This window comes from Burkholderia ubonensis subsp. mesacidophila (assembly GCF_002097715.1).
Lineage (GTDB): Bacteria > Pseudomonadota > Gammaproteobacteria > Burkholderiales > Burkholderiaceae > Burkholderia > Burkholderia mesacidophila.
This window is the reverse complement of record NZ_CP020738.1, coordinates 3,200,930-3,222,712: the sequence shown is the minus strand read 5'-3', so window position 1 is coordinate 3,222,712 and position 21,783 is coordinate 3,200,930. Positions and strand designations below refer to the sequence as shown.

At 66.7% G+C, this 21,783-nt stretch carries 17 protein-coding genes and 1 pseudogene; 12 read left to right on the top strand and 6 right to left on the bottom strand.

The window, feature by feature from the left end; genetic code table 11:
* Nucleotides 1-23: 23 nt before the first annotated feature.
* Together B7P44_RS32025 and B7P44_RS32020 are read right to left on the bottom strand one after the other, a co-directional pair.
* Nucleotides 24-233, bottom strand: coding sequence for a hypothetical protein (locus tag B7P44_RS32025; protein ID WP_084909817.1), 210 nt, complete (start codon nt 231-233; stop codon nt 24-26).
* A gap of 113 nt (nt 234-346) precedes the next feature.
* Nucleotides 347-1,864 carry a peptide MFS transporter gene (locus B7P44_RS32020; protein ID WP_084909816.1) on the bottom strand — a complete coding sequence of 506 codons (1,518 nt, stop codon included), beginning with the start codon at nt 1,862-1,864 and terminating at the stop codon, nt 347-349.
* A gap of 501 nt (nt 1,865-2,365) precedes the next feature.
* On the opposite strand from B7P44_RS32020, the gene B7P44_RS32010 reads away from it, so the two are divergent.
* The 7 genes from B7P44_RS32010 to B7P44_RS31980 all read left to right on the top strand — a co-directional run bounded on the left by B7P44_RS32010 (nt 2,366) and on the right by B7P44_RS31980 (nt 10,209).
* Nucleotides 2,366-2,947, top strand: coding sequence for a cupin domain-containing protein (locus B7P44_RS32010; protein WP_084909815.1), 582 nt, complete (start codon nt 2,366-2,368; stop codon nt 2,945-2,947).
* A gap of 178 nt (nt 2,948-3,125) precedes the next feature.
* Nucleotides 3,126-4,739, top strand: coding sequence for a peptide ABC transporter substrate-binding protein (locus B7P44_RS32005; RefSeq protein ID WP_084909814.1), 1,614 nt, complete (start codon nt 3,126-3,128; stop codon nt 4,737-4,739).
* Between the two features lie 11 nt (nt 4,740-4,750).
* The gene (locus tag B7P44_RS32000) at nt 4,751-5,689 is read left to right on the top strand and encodes an ABC transporter permease subunit (protein ID WP_084909813.1); all 939 of its coding nucleotides are present in this window, start codon (nt 4,751-4,753) and stop codon (nt 5,687-5,689) included.
* 13 nt (nt 5,690-5,702) lie between these two features.
* The gene (locus B7P44_RS31995; protein ID WP_084909812.1) at nt 5,703-6,605 is read left to right on the top strand and encodes an ABC transporter permease; all 903 of its coding nucleotides are present in this window, start codon (nt 5,703-5,705) and stop codon (nt 6,603-6,605) included.
* 1 nt (nt 6,606) lies between these two features.
* Nucleotides 6,607-7,599, top strand: a complete 993-nt coding sequence (locus B7P44_RS31990; RefSeq protein WP_084909811.1) for an ABC transporter ATP-binding protein — start codon at nt 6,607-6,609, stop codon at nt 7,597-7,599.
* Entirely contained in the window at nt 7,596-8,615 is a 1,020-nt protein-coding gene (locus B7P44_RS31985) for an ABC transporter ATP-binding protein (RefSeq protein ID WP_084909810.1), read from the top strand. The genes B7P44_RS31990 and B7P44_RS31985 overlap by 4 nt, the downstream gene beginning before the upstream one ends.
* A 154-nt stretch (nt 8,616-8,769) precedes the next feature.
* The gene (locus tag B7P44_RS31980) at nt 8,770-10,209 is read left to right on the top strand and encodes an OprD family porin (RefSeq protein WP_084909809.1); all 1,440 of its coding nucleotides are present in this window, start codon (nt 8,770-8,772) and stop codon (nt 10,207-10,209) included.
* 60 nt (nt 10,210-10,269) lie between these two features.
* On the opposite strand, the gene B7P44_RS31975 is transcribed toward B7P44_RS31980, so the two are convergent.
* The 3 genes and pseudogenes from B7P44_RS31975 to B7P44_RS38000 form a co-directional block, all read right to left on the bottom strand.
* Entirely contained in the window at nt 10,270-11,262 is a 993-nt protein-coding gene (locus B7P44_RS31975; protein WP_084909808.1) for a DedA family protein/thiosulfate sulfurtransferase GlpE, read from the bottom strand.
* Between the two features lie 160 nt (nt 11,263-11,422).
* Nucleotides 11,423-11,695 carry a hypothetical protein gene (locus B7P44_RS31970; protein ID WP_084909807.1) on the bottom strand — a complete coding sequence of 91 codons (273 nt, stop codon included), beginning with the start codon at nt 11,693-11,695 and terminating at the stop codon, nt 11,423-11,425.
* Nucleotides 11,696-11,964: 269 nt separating this feature from the next.
* Nucleotides 11,965-12,165 (bottom strand): annotated as a pseudogene (locus B7P44_RS38000) (hypothetical protein); the annotation flags it as partial.
* Nucleotides 12,166-12,314: 149 nt separating this feature from the next.
* Here B7P44_RS38000 and B7P44_RS31960 point away from each other — a divergent pair.
* From B7P44_RS31960 to B7P44_RS31950, 3 genes are all read left to right on the top strand, one after another.
* Nucleotides 12,315-12,842 (top strand): GNAT family N-acetyltransferase, encoded by a 528-nt coding sequence (locus B7P44_RS31960; RefSeq protein WP_084909805.1) that lies wholly within the window; start codon nt 12,315-12,317, stop codon nt 12,840-12,842.
* Between the two features lie 485 nt (nt 12,843-13,327).
* Nucleotides 13,328-16,357 (top strand): YadA-like family protein, encoded by a 3,030-nt coding sequence (locus B7P44_RS31955; protein ID WP_084909804.1) that lies wholly within the window; start codon nt 13,328-13,330, stop codon nt 16,355-16,357.
* A 545-nt stretch (nt 16,358-16,902) separates the two neighbouring features.
* Nucleotides 16,903-17,946: a helix-turn-helix domain-containing protein gene (locus B7P44_RS31950; protein WP_084909803.1), complete on the top strand. Its 1,044-nt coding sequence runs from the start codon at nt 16,903-16,905 to the stop codon at nt 17,944-17,946.
* Between the two features lie 252 nt (nt 17,947-18,198).
* Here B7P44_RS31950 and B7P44_RS31945 read toward each other — a convergent pair whose 3' ends face one another.
* Complete coding sequence (locus tag B7P44_RS31945; RefSeq protein WP_084909802.1) at nt 18,199-19,221, bottom strand: helix-turn-helix domain-containing protein; 1,023 nt, start codon at nt 19,219-19,221, stop codon at nt 18,199-18,201.
* 458 nt (nt 19,222-19,679) lie between these two features.
* Here B7P44_RS31945 and B7P44_RS31940 point away from each other — a divergent pair, with 458 nt between their 5' ends.
* Nucleotides 19,680-21,248, top strand: coding sequence for a thioredoxin fold domain-containing protein (locus B7P44_RS31940; protein ID WP_084909801.1), 1,569 nt, complete (start codon nt 19,680-19,682; stop codon nt 21,246-21,248).
* 143 nt (nt 21,249-21,391) lie between these two features.
* The gene (locus B7P44_RS31935) at nt 21,392-21,757 is read left to right on the top strand and encodes a 5-carboxymethyl-2-hydroxymuconate Delta-isomerase (protein ID WP_084909800.1); all 366 of its coding nucleotides are present in this window, start codon (nt 21,392-21,394) and stop codon (nt 21,755-21,757) included.
* Nucleotides 21,758-21,783 lie beyond the last annotated feature (26 nt).

Sequence of the window (21,783 nt, the reverse complement as noted above, 5' to 3'; positions counted from 1 at the left end):
CCGGCCGGTGGCGCGTGCGGACCTTAGTGAGGTGAGCCGATACGGGAGCGGGGCGCGGGCGGTGCGTCGTCGGTGTCCGCTTCGCTGCGATCGTCGTCGGTGGCGTCGGCGTTCCGTTCGGCGAGCACCGCGTCGGCTTCGGCGGCTGCCTTCGCGGCGCGCAGCGCGGTGCAGCGTTGCGCGCGCCGGATATCCGACAGCATCCTGAAGAGTCGCGTCGTTTTGCTTTTCATGATGTTCTCCTGCCTGTCGCGCGTCTCGTCGGAAGCGCTCCCTGCAACCAGTGTAGGACGGGCGCAGGGAATCGGCAGGAGAATGTGGCGCGCACGCAGCGCGCCAAGGGATTTCACTGAGCCGCGACGGCTGCCGTTGCCGACGTGGTCTCTTCGCGGCGCTCTTCGACGCAGCGCTGATGCTGGCGCGACAGGCGCTTCATCAGCGGCAGCAGCAGCAGCGCGATCAGCATGCCGAGCGCCGCGAGCCAGCCGAGCTTCTCGAACAGCGACAGGTAGAGCGGCAGCGATTCGGTCGCCGGCAGGTCGTGCGACGGCATCTGCGCGAAGTTCGCGATCACGCTGCCCAGGTACTGCGACACGCCCGTCGCGACGAAATACGCGCCCATCATGAAGCCGCTCATGCGCGCCGGCACGTAGCGGGCGATCATCGCGAGACCGAGGCCGCTCACCAGCAGCTCGCCGAGCGAGTAGAGCGCGTAGCCCCACACCATGAACCACGACGACACGCGGCCGTCGACCGCGTAGCGGCCGCTGATCGTGAACACCAGGTAGCCGGCGGCGACCGCGCCGAAGCCGAGCGCGTACTTCAGCGCGACCGGGATGTCATGGCCGCGCTTCGAGAACGCGTTGTAGATCAGCACGAGCACCGGGCTCAGCAGCATGATCGAGATCGGGTTGAGCGCCTGGAATTGCGCGGCGCTCCACGTGAACAGCGTCGTGCCGAACAGGATGAAGCGCGGATCGACGTTGCGCAGCGCGAACAGCGTGAGCGACGTCGACATCTGCACGTAGAAGATGAAGAACAGGATCACCTGGGCGATCAGCACGAGCGCGGCGATCAGGCCGGCGCGCTCCGAGCGTTCCGACTTCGCGATCATGTACGCGAAGATCGCGAGGATCGCGGCCGCCGCCGTCCACACGCTCGCGACCGCGAGCTGCTTGTGCTCGAGCACGTACATCGTCACGAGCGCGAGCGCGACGCCGCCCGCTGCGACCGCGCCGAGACGGCGCCACTGGATCGGCGCGTCGTCGGGCTGCGAGCCGATGTGCGCGAGCGTGCGATGCATCAGCACGAAGTTGAGGATCGCGAGCAGCATGCCGCCGCAGCAGACCGCGAACGCGGTGTGCCAGCCCCAGTGGTCCTTGATCCACGGCGTCGCGAGCATCGACACGGTCGAGCCGATGTTGACGGCCATGTAGTAGATCGTGAATGCGCTGTCGATGCGTGCGTCGTCGCCTTCGTAGATCCGGCGCACGAGGTTCGCGGCGTTCGCCTTGAACAGGCCGTTGCCGACCACGATCACGCCGAGCGCCGAGTACATGTAGGCGAGCCGGTCGTTCGGCATCGCGAGCATCAGGTAGCCGGCGCACAGCACCGCGGCGCCGATGATCATCGTGCGGCGCGCGCCGAGCACCTTGTCGCCGATCCAGCCGCCGATCGACGGCGATGCGTAGACGAGCGCGGTGAACGCGCCCCAGGTCAGGTTCGCATGGCTGTCGGTGAAGCCGAGCTTGTCGATCATGAAGAGGACGAGGAGCGCGGCCATGCCGTAGTAGCCGAAGCGCTCCCACATCTCGATGAGGAAGACCGTCGTAAACGATCGGGTTTTGGAAACAGGTGAGTGCATGTCAATCTCGGTTCAAGCGGGCGGCGCGGATCGCGCGCTGCCAAGGGTCGATCTGGTGCCTGCGCGTATCGGCCGGGTAGGCAGCGCGAAGGCGGCGGCAAAATCGGGCGGGCTGGCTCCCGGCGGGGTCAGTCGGCTCCCGTGACAGGTGGCGCGAGGCCTCGGCCGGCGCGCGACTGGTAACGTTGACAGGTGCGCCACGTCAGGTCCGCGCCACACCGGGAAATCCCTGACGTGTCAGGAGCTTTCAGGAAGATTCGTCTCATCATGTCTTTGTAAGCTTGTGTCAAGAGCCTCGGCAATATCCCGGAGAGCCGCTTGCAGCTTGCCTGTGAAGGCGTCGAGTCTGGCAAGATAGCGCGTTTTGCGGCCTGGGCCGAACGGTGTTTAGCGCACCGTGCGCAACGCCTGAGACATACGTAAACCCGAAGACTAAGCTATATCGATCTAACTTAGTTATTTTCCATCAAACATTTTTTGACGACCCCTTTTCGGCCTGTTATGGTTCCCCCCACTGAAAACACGCGGCCAGCCGAAGCTGGCGCCGCTCTGGGCAGCAAGATTCGCGCGTTGCGCCAGCGACTGAAACGCACGCTCGATGAAACGGCAACAGCCGCGGGTATTTCGAAGCCGTTTCTGTCGCAGGTCGAACGCGGGCTCGCGTCGCCGTCGCTGACGTCGCTGGCCGGTATCGCGCAGGCACTCGGCGTGACGGTGCAGTACTTCGTCGAGACGCCGAGCGAGGAGCGGTCGGTGTGCCGCGGCGAGCAGTTGCGCTTCTTCGGGTTTGCCGATTCGGCCAACCTGTTCGCGCGGCTCACGAACGTGACGGAAGGGCGTCAGCTCGAGGCGATCCTCGTGCGATTGCCGCCCGGACAGACGCGGTCGGAAGTAACGACGCATGCAGGAGAGGAATTCCTGTATGTGATCGATGGGGAAGTGTCGTTGACGCTGGAAGGCAGGACGTTCGTGCTGCAAGCCGGCGACAGCGCGCACTATCAGTCGACGGTCCCGCACAGTTGGGCCAACACCGCGAAGATCGAGTCGGTGGTGGTCTGGGTCGGAACGCCGAGGCTGTTCTAACGCACAGGTATTCCTTCGTTCCAGCGACGGATTACCTGTCGAAAGGAACGTAAGGAATACTAAGATGCCATACGAGATTCACGGGCCTCCTCAATCGCTGCTCACTGCAGCGTCCTACGTGTAACCCGCGGCGTCCCGCCGCGACGCACGCACCGAAAACCCACCAAGTACTGACACGATGAAATCCTTGCATGCCATGTCGGCCGTGCTGGCCGCGCTCGCCCTGACGACGCAGTCCGCGTCCGCCGTTACCGTTCCGTCGAACGTCGCGCTCGCCGCGCAACAGGACCTGACGCGTCAGGTGCCGGCCGAAGTCGAATCCCTCGACCCCGCGCACATCGAGTCGTGGACCGGCAACACGATCGGCCTCGACCTGTTCGAAGGGCTCGCCCGCATCGACGCGGCCGGCCAGGTCGTGCCGGGCGTCGCGCAGTCGTGGGAGCGCAAGACGCCGGAAACGTGGGTCTTCAAGCTGCGCCGCGATGCGAAGTGGAGCAACGGCCAGCCGGTTACCGCGGCCGATTTCGTCTATGCGTGGCAGCGCCTCGTCGATCCGAAGACGGGCTCGAAATACACGATCCTCGTCGAGTTCGTGAAGAACTCGAAGGACATCATCGCCGGCAAGGCTGCGCCGTCGACGCTCGGCGTGCGCGCGGTCGACCCGTACACGGTCGAGGTGACGACCGACGTGCCGGTCGCGTTCTTCCCCGAGCTGACCGCGATGGTGCCGCTCGCGCCGGTGAACAAGGACGTCGTCGCGAAGTTCGGCGACGCATGGACGCGCCCGGGCAACATCGTCAGCAACGGCGCATACCAGCTCGTCGACTGGCAGCCGAACAACCGCATCGTGATCACGAAGGATGCGAAGTACTGGAACGCGCCGAAGGTCGTGGTCAACAAGGTCACGTACCTGCCGATCGAGAGCGACGAGACGGCGATGCGCATGTACCAGGCCGGCCAGATCGACTACAGCTACTCGATCCCGTCGGGCATCTTCCAGCAGGTCAGCAAGCAGTTCGGCGGCGAACTGCGCCCCGGCCTGCAGCTCGCGACGTACTACTACTACCTGAACAACAGCGACGCGGCGCTGAAGGACAAGCGCGTGCGCCAGGCGCTGTCGATGGTGATCGATCGCGACGTGCTGACGTCGAAGCTCACGCAGGCCGGCGAGAAGCCGATGTACGGGCTGATGCCGAGCGGCACGAAGGGCGTGCAGTCGTTCACGCCGGAATGGGCGTCGTGGCCGATGGCCAAGCGCGTCGAGACCGCGAAGAACCTGCTGAAGCAGGCCGGCTACTCGGATGCGAAGCCGCTGTCGTTCACGCTGACCTACAACACCAACGACCTGCACAAGAAGGTCGCGCTGTTCACCGCGTCGGAATGGCGCACGAAGCTCGGCGTCAACACGAAGCTCGAGAACGTCGAGTTCAAGGTGCTGATGAAGGAGCGGCATGACGGCAAGGTGCAGATCGCGCGCGACGGCTGGTTCGCCGACTACAACGACGCGATGACGTTCTTCGACCTGATCCGCTGCGGCAGCTCGCAGAACACCGTCGGCTACTGCAACAAGCAGGCCGACACGCTCGTCGACGAAGGCAACCAGAAGCTCGACGACAAGGCGCGCGCCGCGCTGCTCACGCAGGCGCACGACGCGGCGATGAACGACACGCCGATGGTGCCGCTGTTCCAGTACTCGGCCGACCGTCTCGTGAAGCCGTACGTCGGCGGCTACTCGCTGAAGAACGTGATCGACATGCGTGCTTCGCAGGACATGTACCTGATCAAGCACTGAGTGGAGCGATCATGCTGGCCTACGCTTTGAGACGCACGTTGTGGGCGGTGCCGACGATCCTCGCGGTCATCACCGTCTGCTACCTGCTGCTGCATTTCACGCCCGGCGGTCCGTTCGATACGGAGAAGCAGCTGTCCGCCGCGACGCTCGCGAACCTGAATGCCAAGTACCACCTCGACGAGCCGCTGTGGAAGCAGTACCTGCTGTACCTGGACGCGCTGCTGCACGGTGATCTCGGCCCGTCGTTCCGCTATGTCGACTGGTCGGTCAACGATCTCGTGAAGAAGGCGCTGCCGGTGAGTCTCGGCGTAGGCGGCATCTCGATCCCGCTCTCGATCGGGTTCGGCGTGCTGCTCGGCACCGTCGCGGCGGTGCGCCGCGACAGCTTCATCGACCGCGTCGTGATGCTGATCGGCAACTTCGGCAACGTCGTGCCGCCGTTCGTGCTCGGCCCGGTGCTCGTGTGGATCTTCGCGATCCTGCTGAAGACGTCGGCAGGCAACGGCTGGCTGCCCGCGGGCGGCTGGGGCGACGGCGGCTGGCAGTACCGGCTGCTGCCGATCGTGCTGCTGACGTTCATCAACGTGTCGCTGCTGGCGCGCGTGATGCGCGGCTCGATGATCGAGACGCTGTCGAGCAACTACATCCGCACCGCGCGCGCAAAAGGGCTGCCCGGGTCGACGATCGTGATGCGCCACGCGCTCAAGCCCGCGCTGATGCCGGTCGTGTCGCTGTTCGGCACGGTCTGCATCTCGTCGATCACGGCGGCCGTCGTCACCGAGTCGGTGTTCGCGCTGCCGGGGCTCGGGCAGCTCGTCGTGAACGGCGCGATCAACCGCGACTACACGCTGGTGCTCGGCCTCGTCGTGCTGACGACCGTCTGCGCGGTGCTGTTCAACCTGCTGGTCGACCTCGCGTATGCGTGGCTCGATCCGCGCATCCGTTATTGAGCGAGGCATAGCGATGACCCCGACTTCTCCCGTCGTCGGCCTGCCCGCACAGACCGACACGCCGCCGCGTTCGCGCTCGCCGCTCGCGCTCGCGCTGGCCCGCTTCCTCCACAACCGCGCGGCGGTGCTGAGCCTCGTGCTGCTCGTGCTGGTCACGCTCGCGTGCTTCGTCGGCCCGTGGCTGCTGTCGGCCGATCCGGCCGCGAGCGACTGGGCCTCGATCAGCCTGCCGCCGACCTGGGCGAACCAGCACTGGTTCGGCACCGACGAGCTCGGCCGCGACCTGCTCGTGCGCACGCTGATCGGCGGGCGCGTGTCGATCGAGGTCGGCCTGCTCGGCACGCTCGTGTCGGGCCTGTTCGGCGTCGCGTGGGGCGCAACCGCGGGCTTCGCGGGCGGCCGCGTCGACGCCGTGATGATGCGCATCGTCGACATGATGTACGCGATCCCGTACTTGCTGATCGCGATCCTGATGATGACGCTGTTCGGCCGCTCGTTCATCCTCGTCGTGCTGACGATCAGCGCGTTCTCGTGGATCGACATGGCGCGCGTCGTGCGCGGCCAGACGCTGTCGCTGCGCAACCGCGAATTCGTCGATGCGGCGCGCGCGATCGGCGTGTCGCCGGCGTCGATCGTGCTGCGTCACGTCGTGCCGAACCTGCTCGGCGTGGTCGTCGTGTACGCGACGGTCTCGGTGCCGAACATCGTGCTGACCGAATCGGTGCTGTCGTTCCTTGGTCTCGGCGTGCAGGAGCCGATGACGAGCTGGGGCGTGCTGATCCAGGACGGCGCGCAGAAACTCGAATCGATGCCGTGGCTGCTGCTGGCCCCGGCCGTCATGCTGTGCGTGACGCTTTACTGCGTGAACTTCGTCGGCGATGGCCTGCGTGACGCGCTCGACCCGAAGGATCGCTGAAATGGCTGCACTACTCGAAGTCGACAACCTCGGCGTGCGCTTCACGCGCAGGGACGCGCCGCCGATCGACGCCGTGAGCGGCGTCTCGTTCAGCCTCGAAGCGGGCAAGACGCTCGGCATCGTCGGCGAATCGGGCTCGGGCAAGAGCCAGACCGTGATGGCGCTGCTCGGCCTGCTCGCCGGCAACGGCACGACGAGCGGCGCGGCCCGCTATCGCGGGCAGGACCTGCTGGCGATGGACACGCGCGCGCTGAACGCGATTCGCGGCGACCGGATCGCGATGATCTTCCAGGACCCGATGACGTCGCTCAATCCGTTCCTGACGATCGAGCGGCAGATGACCGAAACGCTGCAGCTGCATCGCAAGCTGTCGCGCAAGGATGCGACGAAGCGCGCGATCGAGGCGCTCGAATCGGTGCGCATTCCCGACGCGGCGCGCCGCATCCGCATGTATCCGCACGAGTTCTCGGGCGGCATGCGGCAGCGCGTGATGATCGCGATGGCGCTCCTCTCCGAGCCGGAAGTCCTGATCGCCGACGAGCCGACGACCGCGCTCGACGTGACCGTGCAGGCGCAGATCATCGACCTGCTGCGCGAGCTGAACCGCGAGCGCGGCACCGCGATCGTGCTGATCACGCACGACATGGGCGTGGTCGCCGGCCTCGCGGACGACGTGATGGTGATGTACGCGGGCCGCACCGTCGAATACGCGCCGGCCGAGTCGATCTTCGCCGCGCCGTCGCATCCGTACACGATCGGCCTGCTCAACGCGCTGCCGCGGCTGACCGATGCCGACGACGCGCCGCTCGTCGCGATTCCGGGCAACCCGCCGATGCCGGGCACGGCGAGCGCCGGTTGCGCATTCGCGAAGCGCTGCCAGTACGCGCAAAGCCAGTGCGGCTCCGCGCGCCCGGCGCTCGAAACCTACGGCGCCGCGGGGGCGGTGCGCGCGTGCCACCGGCCGGTGGCCGAACTGACGGGAGGACTGCGATGAGCGTCGATGAACGCCGCAACGCCGGCGCGACGGACGACACGCTGTTGTCCGTCGAGGATCTGAAAGTACATTTCCGCGTGCCGCTCGGCGGCTATCCGTGGTCGCCGAAGGGGACGCTGCGCGCGGTCGACGGCGTGTCGTTCGACGTGAAGCGCGGCGAGACCGTCGGGCTCGTCGGCGAATCCGGCTGCGGCAAGTCGACGCTCGCGCGCGCGCTGATCGGCCTCGTGCCGATGACGGCCGGCACGGTGCGCTGGCGCGGCGACGCGGTCGCGCCCGACCACCTGCGCGGCACCGCGATGCGGCGCGAAGTGCAGATGATCTTCCAGGATCCGCTCGCGTCGCTCGATCCGCGCATGACGATCGAGCAGATCGTCGCCGAGCCGCTCGTCACGCACCAGCCGGGCGTCGGCCGCGCCGAGGTGCGGCGCCGCGTGGTGTCGATGCTCGAACGGGTCGGCCTCAATGTGCATCATTTGTTGCGTTATCCCCATGAATTCTCCGGCGGGCAGTGCCAGCGCGTCGGAATCGCACGTGCGCTGATCGGCGAGCCGAAGCTCGTGATCTGCGACGAACCCGTGTCGGCGCTCGACGTGTCGATCCAGGCGCAAATCGTCAACCTGCTGCGCGATCTGCAGCGCGAACTGTCGTTGTCCTATCTGTTCGTCGCGCACGATCTCGCGGTGGTGAAGGCAATCAGCCAGCGCGTGCTGGTGATGTATCTCGGCCGCGTGATGGAGTTCGGCGCGCGGCACGACGTGTACGGTGTGCCGCAGCACCCGTACACGCGGGCGCTGCTCGACGCGGCGCCGACACCGGAGCCCGCGCGGGAACGCGCGCGGCGGCCGATGCTGCTGGCGGGCGAGATGCCGTCGCCGCTCAATCCGCCGTCCGGCTGCGCGTTCCGCACGCGCTGCCCGGACGCGATCGAAGCGTGCGCACAGGACATCCCGCGGCCGGAAGTACGGCACGGTTCTGCGGCGAAGGTCGCCTGCATCCGTGCGGGTGCGGGCTGAAGCACATATAAGCAGGCAGGTCGACAGGGGTAGGTGCGGCGCGAACGACCTTCGCGCCGCGGGGACAGGCGCGTCCTTGATCGGGCGCGCCGGGGTGGGACCGGGAGCGTATCGCGACCGGCGCAGACAACATCAACACAAGAAGAGAACCAGGATGACAAAATACAGGAAGATCGGAACGACATCGAAAATGCTGCTCGCGCTGGCCGGCGTCTCGCTGACGGCTGCGGCCTACGCGGACGACGCGGCGCCGCTGACGGTGGCGCAGGCAGCGCCCGGCGCCATCGTCGCGCAGGCGTCCACGCCGAACGCGATCATCAACGCCGAGGCCACGCAGGCCGTCACGCCGCCGGACGAGCCGTCCGCGCAATCGAAGTCGAACGGCTTCATCGCCGACAGCCACCTGAACTTCCTGTTCCGCAACTACGCGGACGTGCTCGACAACAAGGGCGGGCCGCACCGCCACGCGTGGGTCCAGGGCGCGATGGCGAACTTCGAGTCGGGCTTCACGCAGGGCCTGATCGGCTTCGGCGTCGACGCGTCGGTGTACGCGGCGCTGAAGCTCGACGGCGGCAAGGGCGCCGGCAACATGGTGCACGTCGCGAAGGGCGGCGGCGGCTCGAACCAGCTCGCGTGGGCCTATCCGGGCATCTACGACGTGAAGGCGCGGATCTCGAACACGGTGGTCAAGTACGGTCTGCAGGCCGTCGACAACCCGTTCATGGAACAGCACGACAACCGTGCGCTGCCGCCGACGTTCCTGGGCGCGACGATCGTCAGCAACGAATTCAAGAACGTGATGCTCGAGGCGGGCAGCTTCACGAAGACCGACGCGCGCGGCCGTACGACGCTGACCAACCTGACGAGCCAGTACGGCGGCACGCGCATCGACCGGCTGACCTACGCCGGCGGCACGTGGGACTACTCGCCGGACGGCGAGCTCGCGCTGTACGCGAACCAGGCGGACGACGTGTGGCGCCAGTACTACGCGTCGATCAAGCACAGCATCGGCAGCCCGAAGACGGTCAAGTGGACGGGCTTCGCGAACGTCTACTCGACGCACGACACGGGCGACAAACGCCAGGGCGAGATCAACAACAATGCCTACAGCCTGTCGCTGGCCGCGCAGCACGGCCCGCACGAACTGCTGCTCGGCTATCAGCAGGTGCTCGGCGACCAGTTCTTCGACTACCTGAACGAGACGAACGGCATCTTCCTGACGAACTCGATGGACGTCGACTACAACGCGCCGCACGAGAAGTCGCTGCAGCTGCGCTACACGTTCTACGGCAAAGACGCGGGCCTGCCGGGCTTCAAGGCGATGGTGTGGGGCGTGACGGGCTGGGGTGCGGACGGCAGCAAGATGGCGTCGCAGGATCCGTCGAAGTCGAGCATCTACTGGGTCAACGGCGGGCCGGTGCAGGGCCGTCACCACGAGTTCGGCTTCATCCCGTCGTACACGTTCCAGAGCGGCAAGCTGAAGGACACGAAGGTCACCTTCATCGCGATGTGGCACGTCGGCTCGACGCACACCTCGGACGCGACCAACCGCGAGTACCGTCTCGTCGTGAACGTGCCGGTGAAGGCGTTCTGATCGCGAGCAGACGCGTCGCGCAAGCGGCCGCAGCGGCGGCCTCGCGCGTTCGAGCCGGCGTCAGGCCGGCTTGTGAAAGCCGGCGACGGGATCGTTCGCCGCCGGCGTGTCTTCCGCGAGCGACGAGAGCTGGCGGCCGGTGTCGCGCCACGCGTCGAGGCCGCCGCGCAGCGCGAGCGCATGGGTGAAGCCCGCGTCGGTCAGGCGCTTCGCCATCAGCGCGGCCGACACCTCGTTCGGGCACGAGCAGTAGACGACGAACTTCTGCGTGAGCGGATAGCGGGCGACGATGTCGCCGATATGACGCTCGTCGGCGAACTGCGCGCCCGGGATCGCGAACGGGTCGAGCTTGCGGTGCTCGTCGGAGCGCACGTCGAGGATCACCGGCGCGGCGACGTCGCGCAGCAGCGCGTCGAGCTCGTCGACGCCGATGCGCGCGTTCGCGAGCTGGCGGATCAGCGCGCGGCGGCGCATCCAGCGCACCGCCGCGTAGACGGCCAGCAGCGCGACGATGACCAGCAGCACCGCGCGGCCGAGCCGGCTCGCGCCGGCGAACAGCCAGTCGATCTGCCGGTAGAACACGAGCCCGGCCGCCAGGCCGACGATCGTCCACAGCGCCGCGCCGAGCGCGTCGTAGCCGGCGAACGTGCGATAGCGCGTGTGCAGCGCACCCGCCATCGGCACGGACACGAGCGACAGCCCCGGAATGAAGCGGGCGACGGCCAGCACGCGCACGCCGTAGCGGCCGAAGAAGCGCTCGGTTTTCCTCACGCAACTGTCGCGCGACAGCGACAGCCGGCAGATCGTCTTCAGCGTGACGCCGCCGTAGCGGCGTCCGGCGACGTACCACACGGTATCGCCGATCAGCGCGCCCAGCACCGACAGCGCCAGCACCGTTACGAGCTGCGAACCGATCATCTCCGGGTGCAATGCGGACATCGCGCCGAACAGCACGAGCGTCGGCATCGCCGGCACCGGCAGCCCGACCGCGGCGGCCAGCACGTTGGCGAATACGAGAAGCGGCCCGTACTGGGCGACGAGGTCACGGAGCATCACGGCTGTCCGAAAAGGCAAAAGCGGGCAAATGCGCGGAAAGCGCATAGATGGGCCGATTATCGGCCATTTTCAAGACAGTGGCGGGAAGCGAATGAATCAGACGAATCGAATGCGAAGGTGAGCCGGCGCATCGTGCGCGGCTCACCGGCCGGCAGGATCAGGAGGGGCTGCGCGCGAGCGACGCCGCGCCGTGGTGGTTCTCGCCCGGCAGCTCGGCGCCTTGCGAACGGATCGCCGCGACCAGCTCGGCCGGCGTGATTTCGTAACGGACCTCGCGGTGAATGCCGGGCTTGCGCTCGTCGATCTCGATCAGCAGCACGCTCTTGCCGTCGCTGGTCGCTTCGAGTCGCAACGACCGCAGTTCGCGGCCGTCGGCCGGGTCGTGTTCGGTGAGCAGGGTCATTGCCCCGGATGAGCCGGATGTGCGCATCGAACGTATCCTCGTGTCGTGTGTGCCGTAAAGGCGAAGATGTCGTTTTTGCAAACAGCTTGACGGAGTTTAACGCGAACCGGCGGCAAATATGGAGCATTTTCGTGCGGTGCGAAATCAGGGTGGCACCAGCCATCCGTCTGATGATCGGCGCGGTCCGGGCGGGTGCTGCGATCGCAGACGCCCGGCGCACCCGGGCGGGTGCTGCGGTGCTTCGCCGCGTGGCATCGGAAGCCGGATCGCTGACCGAGGGGGCGGCCGGTTTCGACGCGGCCGGTGTTGGCGAACTTCAGCGTGACCATGCAGGCGCCGGAATGCGCGCGAGCGCGTGCATGCAGTTCGTAAGGCAGCGCGTCCACCTGGCTTTTCGTCGTGCGCCCCGCGAGCGCCGGCAGCGGCTCGCCGTTCGGCGACCGGAAGTTGAACGCGCTTGTCAGGCCGCCGCGCGTGACGTTGCGTGCGCAACGAATCACGAGCGGCAGGAAATGCACGATCCGTCGCGCGATGCAGCGTGATTTCGTCGGCTCGCGACCGTATCCGGCGCGGCCAATTCGGATAAGCTCGACGTTTTCCCCCGGCATGCCGATGACGTTCGCATGCCCCTTTGCCCGATAGCCTCATGACCGACATCACGATTCGACACAGCGAGACGAAGGACATCGACGCGATCCGCCAGATCGTCGCCCACCCCGCGGTCTACGCGAATACGCTGCAAGCGCCGTTTCCGTCGCTGGAGAAATGGCAGGAGCGCATCGAAGGGATACGTCAGAAGGGCTTCAGCCTCGTCGCCGAAATCGACGGCGAGGTGGTCGGCCATCTCGGGATTCAGCCGGAAGCGAATCCGCGCCGCCGCCACGTTGCCGGGTTCGGGCTGATGGTCAAGGCGTCGCATCACGGGCGCGGCGTCGGCGGCCGGCTGCTCGCCGCGATGATCGATCTCGCGGAGAACTGGCTGAACGTCACGCGCATCGAATTGACGGTGTTCGCCGACAACCGGAGCGCGATCGCGCTGTACGAGAAGCATGGTTTCCGGATCGAGGGCGAATCGCCGGACTTCGCGTTGCGCGACGGCGTGTACGCCACCGTGTGTCACATGGCGCGGCTCAAGCGCAACGTTGGCTCGGCGGCCGGCAGCGGTCGCGAATAACCGAGCGTGGCCGGCGCGCCGCCTGAACCGGTTCCAGGCATCAATTTCGCGCGGTGCCCGGCGGCGCACCGGAATCGACTCAATCGACGCCGTGCCTGACAAGCGGCGTTATCGACCTGAATGACGTCGATCCGACGTCGTCCTCGCCTTTCCTTCCTCCCCCGTTCCGAAGCTTCGTCCCGTACCGGGACGGGCGGCGTCTGCGCGTCGGCATTCGAATTTGAAATGAGATTTTTTAAAGCACCAAATGAGACAAAACGATGGGGCGGCAATTGCTTATTTTTCTCTATTTTCGTTTAATGAAAGGTTTTAATTTAAATAACATATTTTGATTGCAAATTTAACCATGCCTGACAAATATTGCAGCTGGTTTTTACATTTTCTGAAGATTGTTGTGTGAGGTAATAAATAGAATCCATTTCCGGTTAGTGCGGAGTAAATCTAAAGCGACTCCGATTTATCGACGAAAATAATGGATTCCAAAGATGAATAAATGCTACAAAACGATCTGGAACGAGACATCCGGCGCCTGGGTGGCGGTGCAGGAAGGGGCTGCATCGCACGGCAAGGCAGGCGGCCGCAAGCGCGTACGGGGGCTTCGCGTGATTGCGGGTATTGCATTTTCTATTTCCGGATTGACGCTCTCCGCGTATTCGGAAGCACAAACGGCAGTTTCAGGAACGTCAGCCAATAGCGGCGGATCCGGTTCCGCGGCCAGCATCGATTCAACCTGTTCCCAGAATTTCGTCGATCGCCAGAATCCGGGAAACCAGTCCGCCACACCCGGTTCGCAATATATTCTGCAAAACGGCTGCAGTACGGCTATCGGGAATAACGCGAATGCGCAAAAGGCGTCGGTTGCAATCGGCGACCGCGCCAGCGCGTCGGATTCCGGCATTTCCATCGGCGTCGGCGCGAGCACGACGAAGAATTCGGCGATCGCGATCGGCACGGTCGCGCTGGCAACCGGCAACACCAGCTTCGCGCTCGGCCGCCAGTCGGCGGCGACCGCCGATTACGCGACGGCGATCGGCAACGTTGCGTACGCAAGCGGCGAAAGCGGGATTGCGATGGGGCATTCCGCGTTCGCCCAGGGCTACCGGTCGATCGCGATCGGCTCGTCCGACTCGCGGGCGGCGGGCAACGACGGCGTGTCGAGCGGCGCGACCTACAACCCGGCGACGCAAACCCGCGCGAGCGGCATCGCGTCCGTCGCGCTCGGCGCAGGGGCGGTGGCCGCGCCTGACGGCAGCATCGCGCTGGGCGCGAACAGCGTGGGCGCCGCCAACGCGACCGGCCCGGCCCGGTTCAGCGGCGATGCGATCGCACCCGGCGGCGCGCTGTCGGTCGGCAGCACGGGGGCGGAGCGGCAGGTCCGCAACGTCGCGGGCGGCACGGCGGGCACGGATGCGGTCAACCTCAACCAGCTGAGCGCGGTCGCGAACAGCGCGGTGCAATACGACGATGCAACCAAGGGCAACGTGACGCTTGGCGGCGCGACGAGCACGGACGGCGGCGTGACGGGCGGCACGAAGCTGACGAACGTGACGCGCGGCGCCGTGTCGGCGACGAGCACCGACGCGGTGAACGGCAGCCAGCTTTATCAAACGAACCAGCAGCTGTCGAACGTGGGCACGCAGGTCGCGGGCAACACGACGAACATCGCGGCGCTGCAGCAGGACGCGCTGCAATGGAATGCGACGCTCGGCGCGTATGACGCGAGCCACGGCAGCGGCGCGCCGCAGCAGATCGCCAACCTGGCGCAAGGCGTGAAGGGTACCGACGCGGTCAACGTCGATCAGCTGAATGCCGCGGTGAAGACCGGCGTCGGCCAACTCGATTCGCTCGCCGTGAAGTATGACGACGCGAGCAAGCAGCAGGTGTCGCTCGGCGGGGGCAACGGCGGCGCTCCGGTGCGCGTGACGAACGTCGCGGAAGGCGGCGTCTCCGTCGGCAGCACCGACGCGGTGAACGGCTCGCAACTGCGCCATGCCACCGACAGCGTGGCGGCGGCGCTCGGCGGCGGCGCCACGGCGAACACGAACGGCTCGATCAATGCGCCGAAGTACGACGTCGGCGGCGCCACCTTCAACAACGTCGGCGACGCGCTCGGCAACATCGACACGCGCGTGGCGGGCAACACGACGGCGATCGCGGGCTTGCAGCAAGACGCGCTGCGATTCGATCCGGGCGTCGGCGCGTACAACGCGGCGCACGGCGGCGTGGCCGCGCAGATCACCAACGTGGCGGACGGCGGCATCGCGGCAGGCAGCAAGGACGCGGTGAATGGCGGCCAGTTGTACGGCGTGAAATCCGACCTCGAACAGCAGATCACGAACGTGTCGAACCAGGCCGGCGACGCCGTGAAGAACGTCGTGAAATACGACGTGGACGCGAACGGCAACCGCCTGAATTCCGTTTCGCTCGTCGGCGGCAACGCCGCATCGCCTGTCGTGCTGAAGAATGTCGCGACCGGCGTGGACGATACCGACGCGGTGAACGTGAAGCAACTGAAGAGCGTGCAGTCGAGCATCAATCAGCTGGGTGCGATGGCGGTCACGTACGACGACAGCTCGAAGGGCGTCATTACGCTCGGCGGCGCCGGCGGCACGAAGATCACGAACGTGCAGGCCGGTACGCTCGGCGCAACCAGCACGGATGCCGTGAACGGCTCGCAGCTCCACGCGACGAATCAGCAGGTCGCGAAGAACACGACCGACATCACGAACCTGCAGGAGAACGTGACCAACGTCACGAACGGCAAGGCGGGCCTCGTGCAGCAGCAGGACCCGAACGGCCAGGTCACGGTCGGCGCGGGCACCGGCGGCACGTCGGTGAATTTCGCCAACAGCGCCAACGCGGATCGCGTGCTGACGGGCGTGGCGGCGGGCGTCAACAGCAACGACGCGGTGAACGTCGGCCAGCTCAACAGCGTGCTCAAGGACGTCAGGACCAGCCAGGAGATCAAGGCCGCAGTCACCGATGCGAATACGAGCTGGATCGCGCACGCGGATGCGGGCGCGTTCGGGGCGACGGCAACCGCGAGCGGCAAGAACGCCGTTGCGGTCGGCCAAGGCTCGGTCGCGGATCGCGACAATTCGTTCTCGGTCGGCGCGAAGGGCAACGAGCGCCAGGTCACCAACGTCGCGGCCGGTACGGCGCCGACCGATGCGGTGAATGTGCAGCAATTGAACGACAATGTCGCCGCCGCGTCGGGGGCATCGCGCGGCTACACGGATCAACGCATCGGCCAGGTCTACAACGACCTGAACAACGTCAAGAAGGACATGTTCGGCGGCGTGGCGTCGGCGATGGCGGTTGCCGGTCTTCCGCAACCGACTGCGCCGGGGCGTTCGATGGTGTCGGCGGCCACGTCGAACTACCGTGGCCAGCAAGGCTTCGCGGCGGGCTACTCGTACCTGACGCAAAACGACAAGTGGGTCGTCAAGGCGTCCGTGACGGGCAACAGCCGCTCGGACTTCGGTGCGGTCGTCGGCGCGGGCTACCAGTTCTGACGGAGGCCGCCTCGTGACGACGCGTTTTCGTCGAGTGCGCGGCCCGCCGATGTTGCGTGCCCGTTCGGGCGAGCAATGTTTCTGCGCGCTGCAGCAAAGGGCCTGACGCCGGATTGGCTGCACAATCCCGCCGCTGGTCGTCTCTCGTGCAACCCGGCAGCCGTGCGCTTCGTCGCTCGGCGCTTCCGTCGGGATCGAACGGGACGCGATCGCGGCGCTCGCGATCAGCGTGTATGGGCACCCGACGGGAGCGGGTGCCGGGTGTGTCGCCGAGTGTGTCGACTACCCTGCTTTGCCGGCGACGGCGGCGGATTGTTCGGGCCGCTTCCGTTCGCTTCACCGGCTGCACGCATGGCGTGCATTCCCCGGACGATCGTGCCGCGATGACTGAGAGCGGCGCATGCAGGCCGGCCTTTCGGCAACGGCTTGCGGCGCCGGATTCGCGGCGCTGGACCGTGGATTTCTGCGTCGGCGACCGTGCCGCGTCGCCACCCACGATTCACGACAAGAAAGATCGCAATAGAAAACAGAAATGCGAGGGGATCATGGCTTCCGGGGAAGTCTTTCTATCGACCGAACGCGTCGAGCCGTCGCTGCGCGACGAATACTGGCGCCAGGTGACGCGGCCCATCGTCGACACGACGCCGATTGCCGGGCATGGAGACGCACGGCTGACCGGGACGCTGGCGTCGCGGATGCTGGGCGAGCTGCTGATGTGGCGGACGTCGTTCAATGCGCAGCAATACCGGCGCGACCGCCGGACCATCCAGCAGAGCGGCTTCGACCAGTACGTCGTGCAGCTCGTGCGCTCGGGCGCGCTCGTCGGCGATTTCAACGGCGTCGAAGTGCGCGCGTGTCCGGGCGACATCTACATCATCGATCTCGGCCAGCCGCTGTGCAGCCGGGTGGACGCGGGCGAGAGCGTCGCCGTGTTCGTGCCGCGCGAAGGGCTCGAGAAGGCGTCGGGCGGACGCGACCTGCACGGCATGGTGCTGCACGCGAACCGGGCGATCACGCGTCTGCTGGCCGATTATCTGGTGGGCATGTACGAGCTGGGCGAGCAGGCGTCGCCGGCGCAGGCGATCGCGGTGCAGGACGCGATGGTGGCGCTGCTCGCGGCCGCGCTCGCCGAGGCGGCGCCGCTCGCCGGCAAACGGCCGGTCACGCACGGCGACGCGCTGCGCCGGCGCATCGTGCAGCACATCTCGCAGCACGTTACCGATCGCGACCTGAGTCCCGATACGCTGATGACGCACTTCCGCATTTCGCGCGCGCACCTGTACCGGGTGTTCGAGGCGGACGGCGGCGTCGCGCGGTTCATTCGCGACCGGCGTCTCGATCTCGCGTATCGGGCGCTCGTCGATCCGCGCTCGAACGGGCAGACGATCAAGGAAGTCGCATTCCGCTACGGCTTTTCGAGCAGCGACATGCTGGTGCGGGCGATGCGTCAGCGCTTCGGTGCCACCGCGCGCGAGATTCGCACCGAGCACGGGGAGCACGTCGAGGCCATCCATGATCTGTCGAGCCTGCACGTGCACTTCGCGCGCCATGCGACGCCCGTGATCCCGTTGCAGGGAGGCCGGGACTGAAGGCGGCAGGCCCGGGTGCGTTCGCGATGCGGCGGGAAGCGTGCACGGTGCGGGAAAGAAGCGGGAAAGAAGCGGGAAAGCGGCAAAAAAGAAGCCACGCGAAGGTGGCTCAAGAATGGCACAAATATTCCCGGACGCGGGGAGCGTCCGGGCCCGGAATTGTTACATTCTTTGAGCATCGGTTGCATCACGGCGTGCTTCGATTTGTCTCGTGTTTACCCTGATGACGTCCCATATCGACGCGATGCGGATTCAGGCAGCGGCCGCGCGATAGTTCGCGAAATGATCCTGCAGCGTGAACAGTCCGTCGCGCGGCGTCACCGATGCCATCCGCTCGCGTTTCGCGTCGCTGGGCGTGACGCCGAAGTGCGCGCGGAACGCCCGCAGGAACTGCGCGTTGCTGGCGAATCCGCATTCGGCGGCGATTTCCGCGATCGTCCGCTCGCGGCCGCGCGGATGCCGCAGCGCCATGTAGGCCGCGTCGAGGCGCTTGTCGCGAATCACGCGGCTCACGCCGCCGTCGTCGGCAAAGGCCCGGTACAGATGGGCGCGCGAGATCCGGAACCGGCGCATCAGCAAGTCGGGGCCCAGCTCCGGCCGCGTCAGGTTCGCGTCGATGAATTCGACGATGCGGTCGCGCAGCGCATCGGCGAGCGCCGACGCCGCTTCGCGTCCGGCGATGTCTTCTCCGGCGAGGCCCGCGGCCAGCAGCGAGGTCATCGCGTCCTGCGCGGCGAACGATTCGCTCGGCGACAGGCGCGCCGATACCGCCTTCAGCCCTTGCAGGTAATCGACGAGCAGCTTCGTCATCGGCCGTCCGGCCTTCAGCACGGCGCCATGCAGGTCGCGCCGCCCCAGCGCGTGCTCCAGCGCCTTGCGCGGCACCGACGTCGTCAGCGTCGCGCCGGCCTCGACCCGGCTGTCGAGTGTCTGCGCGAGATCGATCACGCAGATGTCGCCGGGCCCGGCCGCGACGTTGCGCCGGCCGAACACGCCTTTCAGCGATCCCGCGGTGATCGCCTGGATCACGTAGTGATCGAGTCCGCCCTGCGCGATCACGCGCCGGTCGCGCCGGTATTGCTGCGCATTGAAGCTCGTCTCGCCGATCAGCAGCTCGCCGACCAGCCGGCTCTGGATCGAGCCCTCCAGCACGGCGTTCGCGTCGTCGTCGAGCGGCGTGGTGTCGAACACGGGCAGCGTGACTTCGCGCCAGAAATCATTGCGCAACCCCGGCTCGACCGCATCGGTGCAAATGATGATCTCTGGCTGCGTCATGACAGTCCCGGCCCCGGATTCGGTGATTTATTGGTACGCACGCGAATACGGCGAATGGACACGCATGAACGGATTCATGCCGGCTGCGAAGGCGCGCGAATTTTCGACGGCGCAACTATACACGGTTCAATGCAGCCGAATATTTCAGGTTTGAATTCATGCGAATGCCGGAGTGAGAGGCGGTAATCCGGATTGAGTCGCATGAAAAGGCGTGGCAGCCCGAGCGCGCCTGGGCGTGACGTGACGGTGCGGGAAAGGCGATCCGGATTTTCAAATTCATATCCATTCGAGAATTCATTCGTTTTCTTCTGGATGCGCGATCTGTATCGTTCTAGGATTTGTCGGCACGGCGGATGCATGCCGGATGCCTGCCAAATATTGGGAACGTCGGCGTCAATACGCAGGCATTCTGGAATGCCGCGTGCGCGGCCATCACGAAATCAACGGAGACTGCATCGATGCAAACCTCTCTTCGGAAACTGACCGCCGCGTGGCTGCTCGCGACGGCAAGCGCGACATTCGCGGCCGACGCGCCGCGCGAGCCGGTGCACGTGCCGCCCGGCATCGCGTGGCAGCAGGGCGACGTCGACGCCGCGTTCGCGCTGGCGAAACGGACCGGCAAGCCGCTGCTGCTCTACTGGGGCGCGGTATGGTGCCCGTCGTGCAATCAGGTGAAGTCGACGGTCTTCAGCCAGCAGGCGTTCCGGGCGCGCTCGTCGTTCTTCGTGCCGGTCTATCTCGACGGCGACACCGAGAGCGCGCAGAAGGTCGGCGAGCGCTTCAAGGTGCACGGCTATCCGACGATGATCCTGTTCCGCCCGGACGGCACCGAGGTCACGCGGCTGCCGGGCGAGGCCGATCTCGACCGGTACATGCGCGCGCTGTCGCTCGGCATGAACGCCGCGCATCCGGTGCGGCAGACGCTCGGGAACGCACTGAAGGGCGGCGCCCCGGTGACGCGCGACGAGTGGCGCATGCTGGCCGACTATTCGTGGGAGACCGACGGCGCGCTGCCGGTGCCGGGCGAGCGCGTCGCGGAAACGCTGCAGACGCTCGCGCAGCGCGCGCGCGCCGCCGGCGCGACGGGCGACGCGCAGCGGCTCGAGCTGAAGTCCGTGGTGGTCGCGGCGTCGGGCGATCCGGCGCAGGCCGGCGCGCTCGACAAGGCGGCGGGCGCCGACGTGCTGCGCGCGGTGCTGCGCGATGCCGCGCTGTCGCGCGCCAATGCCGACGTGCTGGTTGCCGCGCCTGCGGGCGTCGTCGCGTATCTCGGCGGCGACGACGCGCGGCGCGCGCAGTTGCGCGGCGCATACGACGCGGCGCTCGAGCGGCTGTCGGTCGAGCGCACGCTGTCGTCGATCGATCGCCTGATGGCGCTGCACGGGCGCGTGCTGCTCGCGCGCGGCGACGCGCGCAAGGGCGCGCCGCTCGATGCGCCGGCGCTCGTCGCGACGGTGCGCCGGCAGACCGCGGCGGCGATCCAGGGCGCGGCGAACGTCTACGAACGACAGGCGTTGATCAGCGAGGCGGCCGACACGCTCACCGACGCCGGGCTGCTCGACGATTCCGATACGCTGCTGAAGGCCGAATTGCCGCACTCGGCGACGCCCTATTACTTCATGTCCGGGCTCGCTGCCAATGCGAAGGCGCGCGGCGACAAGGCCGCGGCGCTCGACTGGTACCGCAACGCATACGACCGCGCGACGGGGACCGCGACGCGGCTGCGCTGGGGCGCCACCTATTTCGCGAACGCGGTCGAGCTTGCGCCGGACGACGCGGCGCGGATCGAAGGCATCGCGAGCAGCGTGCTCGCGCAGGCCGGGCAGACGCGGGACGCGTTCTATGGCGCGAACCTGCGTGCGCTGACGAAGGTGGTCGCGCAGCTCACGCGCTGGCGTAACGGCGGCGCGCACGATACGTCGGTCAGGTCGGTGGTGAAACAATTCGACGGCGTATGCGGGAAGCTGCCGGCGGGCGACCCGCAGGCGGCCACGTGCGAGCGGCTGATTCAGCCGGTGAAGGCATAGGGTTCGTCGGCGATTGCGTTTGCGTTTGCGTCTGCGTGCGATTCGGGCGAGTCGTATCCACGGGTAACATGGGCGTCGTTCCGCGCGCCGGACCGACATGAGCGGTTCGGCGCGGCGGCGATTTCAATCACGACCATGACGCCATGCCACATCTGACGCTTGAATACTCCGGCAACCTCGACGGGTTCGATGTCAACGCCACGCTTGTCGCGCTCAACGAAGCGATTGCGCGTTCCGGGCATTTCAATGAACTCGACATCAAGAGCCGCGCAACCCGCTTCGACGATTTCGTCATCGGCACGGCGAGCGCGCCGCGTGCGTTCGCACACGCGAAACTCGCGATCCTGAGCGGCCGGTTCACCGACGCGAAGCGCGACCTGTCCGAGCGGGTGCTGTCGGTTTTGGCGCAACGCTGCCGCGCGCCGTCCGGAACGCATGTGCAGTTGAGCGCGGAAATACTGGACCTCGAGCGCGAGTCTTACGCGAAGGCGATCGTCGAGCCGCGTTGACCGGGCTGTGGGATGCGCAGCCGGAG

Bases quoted from the DNA above. Each gene is read 5' to 3' on its own strand.
- B7P44_RS32025 (WP_084909817.1), bottom strand. From the start codon at position 233: ATGAAAAGCAAAACGACGCGACTCTTCAGGATGCTGTCGGATATCCGG.
- B7P44_RS32020 (WP_084909816.1), bottom strand. From the start codon at position 1,864: ATGCACTCACCTGTTTCCAAAACCCGATCGTTTACGACGGTCTTCCTC.
- B7P44_RS32010 (WP_084909815.1), top strand. From the start codon at position 2,366: ATGGTTCCCCCCACTGAAAACACGCGGCCAGCCGAAGCTGGCGCCGCT.
- B7P44_RS32005 (WP_084909814.1), top strand. From the start codon at position 3,126: ATGAAATCCTTGCATGCCATGTCGGCCGTGCTGGCCGCGCTCGCCCTG.
- B7P44_RS32000 (WP_084909813.1), top strand. From the start codon at position 4,751: ATGCTGGCCTACGCTTTGAGACGCACGTTGTGGGCGGTGCCGACGATC.
- B7P44_RS31995 (WP_084909812.1), top strand. From the start codon at position 5,703: ATGACCCCGACTTCTCCCGTCGTCGGCCTGCCCGCACAGACCGACACG.
- B7P44_RS31990 (WP_084909811.1), top strand. From the start codon at position 6,607: ATGGCTGCACTACTCGAAGTCGACAACCTCGGCGTGCGCTTCACGCGC.
- B7P44_RS31985 (WP_084909810.1), top strand. From the start codon at position 7,596: ATGAGCGTCGATGAACGCCGCAACGCCGGCGCGACGGACGACACGCTG.
- B7P44_RS31980 (WP_084909809.1), top strand. From the start codon at position 8,770: ATGACAAAATACAGGAAGATCGGAACGACATCGAAAATGCTGCTCGCG.
- B7P44_RS31975 (WP_084909808.1), bottom strand. From the start codon at position 11,262: ATGCTCCGTGACCTCGTCGCCCAGTACGGGCCGCTTCTCGTATTCGCC.
- B7P44_RS31970 (WP_084909807.1), bottom strand. From the start codon at position 11,695: ATGCGCACATCCGGCTCATCCGGGGCAATGACCCTGCTCACCGAACAC.
- B7P44_RS31960 (WP_084909805.1), top strand. From the start codon at position 12,315: ATGACCGACATCACGATTCGACACAGCGAGACGAAGGACATCGACGCG.
- B7P44_RS31955 (WP_084909804.1), top strand. From the start codon at position 13,328: ATGAATAAATGCTACAAAACGATCTGGAACGAGACATCCGGCGCCTGG.
- B7P44_RS31950 (WP_084909803.1), top strand. From the start codon at position 16,903: ATGGCTTCCGGGGAAGTCTTTCTATCGACCGAACGCGTCGAGCCGTCG.
- B7P44_RS31945 (WP_084909802.1), bottom strand. From the start codon at position 19,221: ATGACGCAGCCAGAGATCATCATTTGCACCGATGCGGTCGAGCCGGGG.
- B7P44_RS31940 (WP_084909801.1), top strand. From the start codon at position 19,680: ATGCAAACCTCTCTTCGGAAACTGACCGCCGCGTGGCTGCTCGCGACG.
- B7P44_RS31935 (WP_084909800.1), top strand. From the start codon at position 21,392: ATGCCACATCTGACGCTTGAATACTCCGGCAACCTCGACGGGTTCGAT.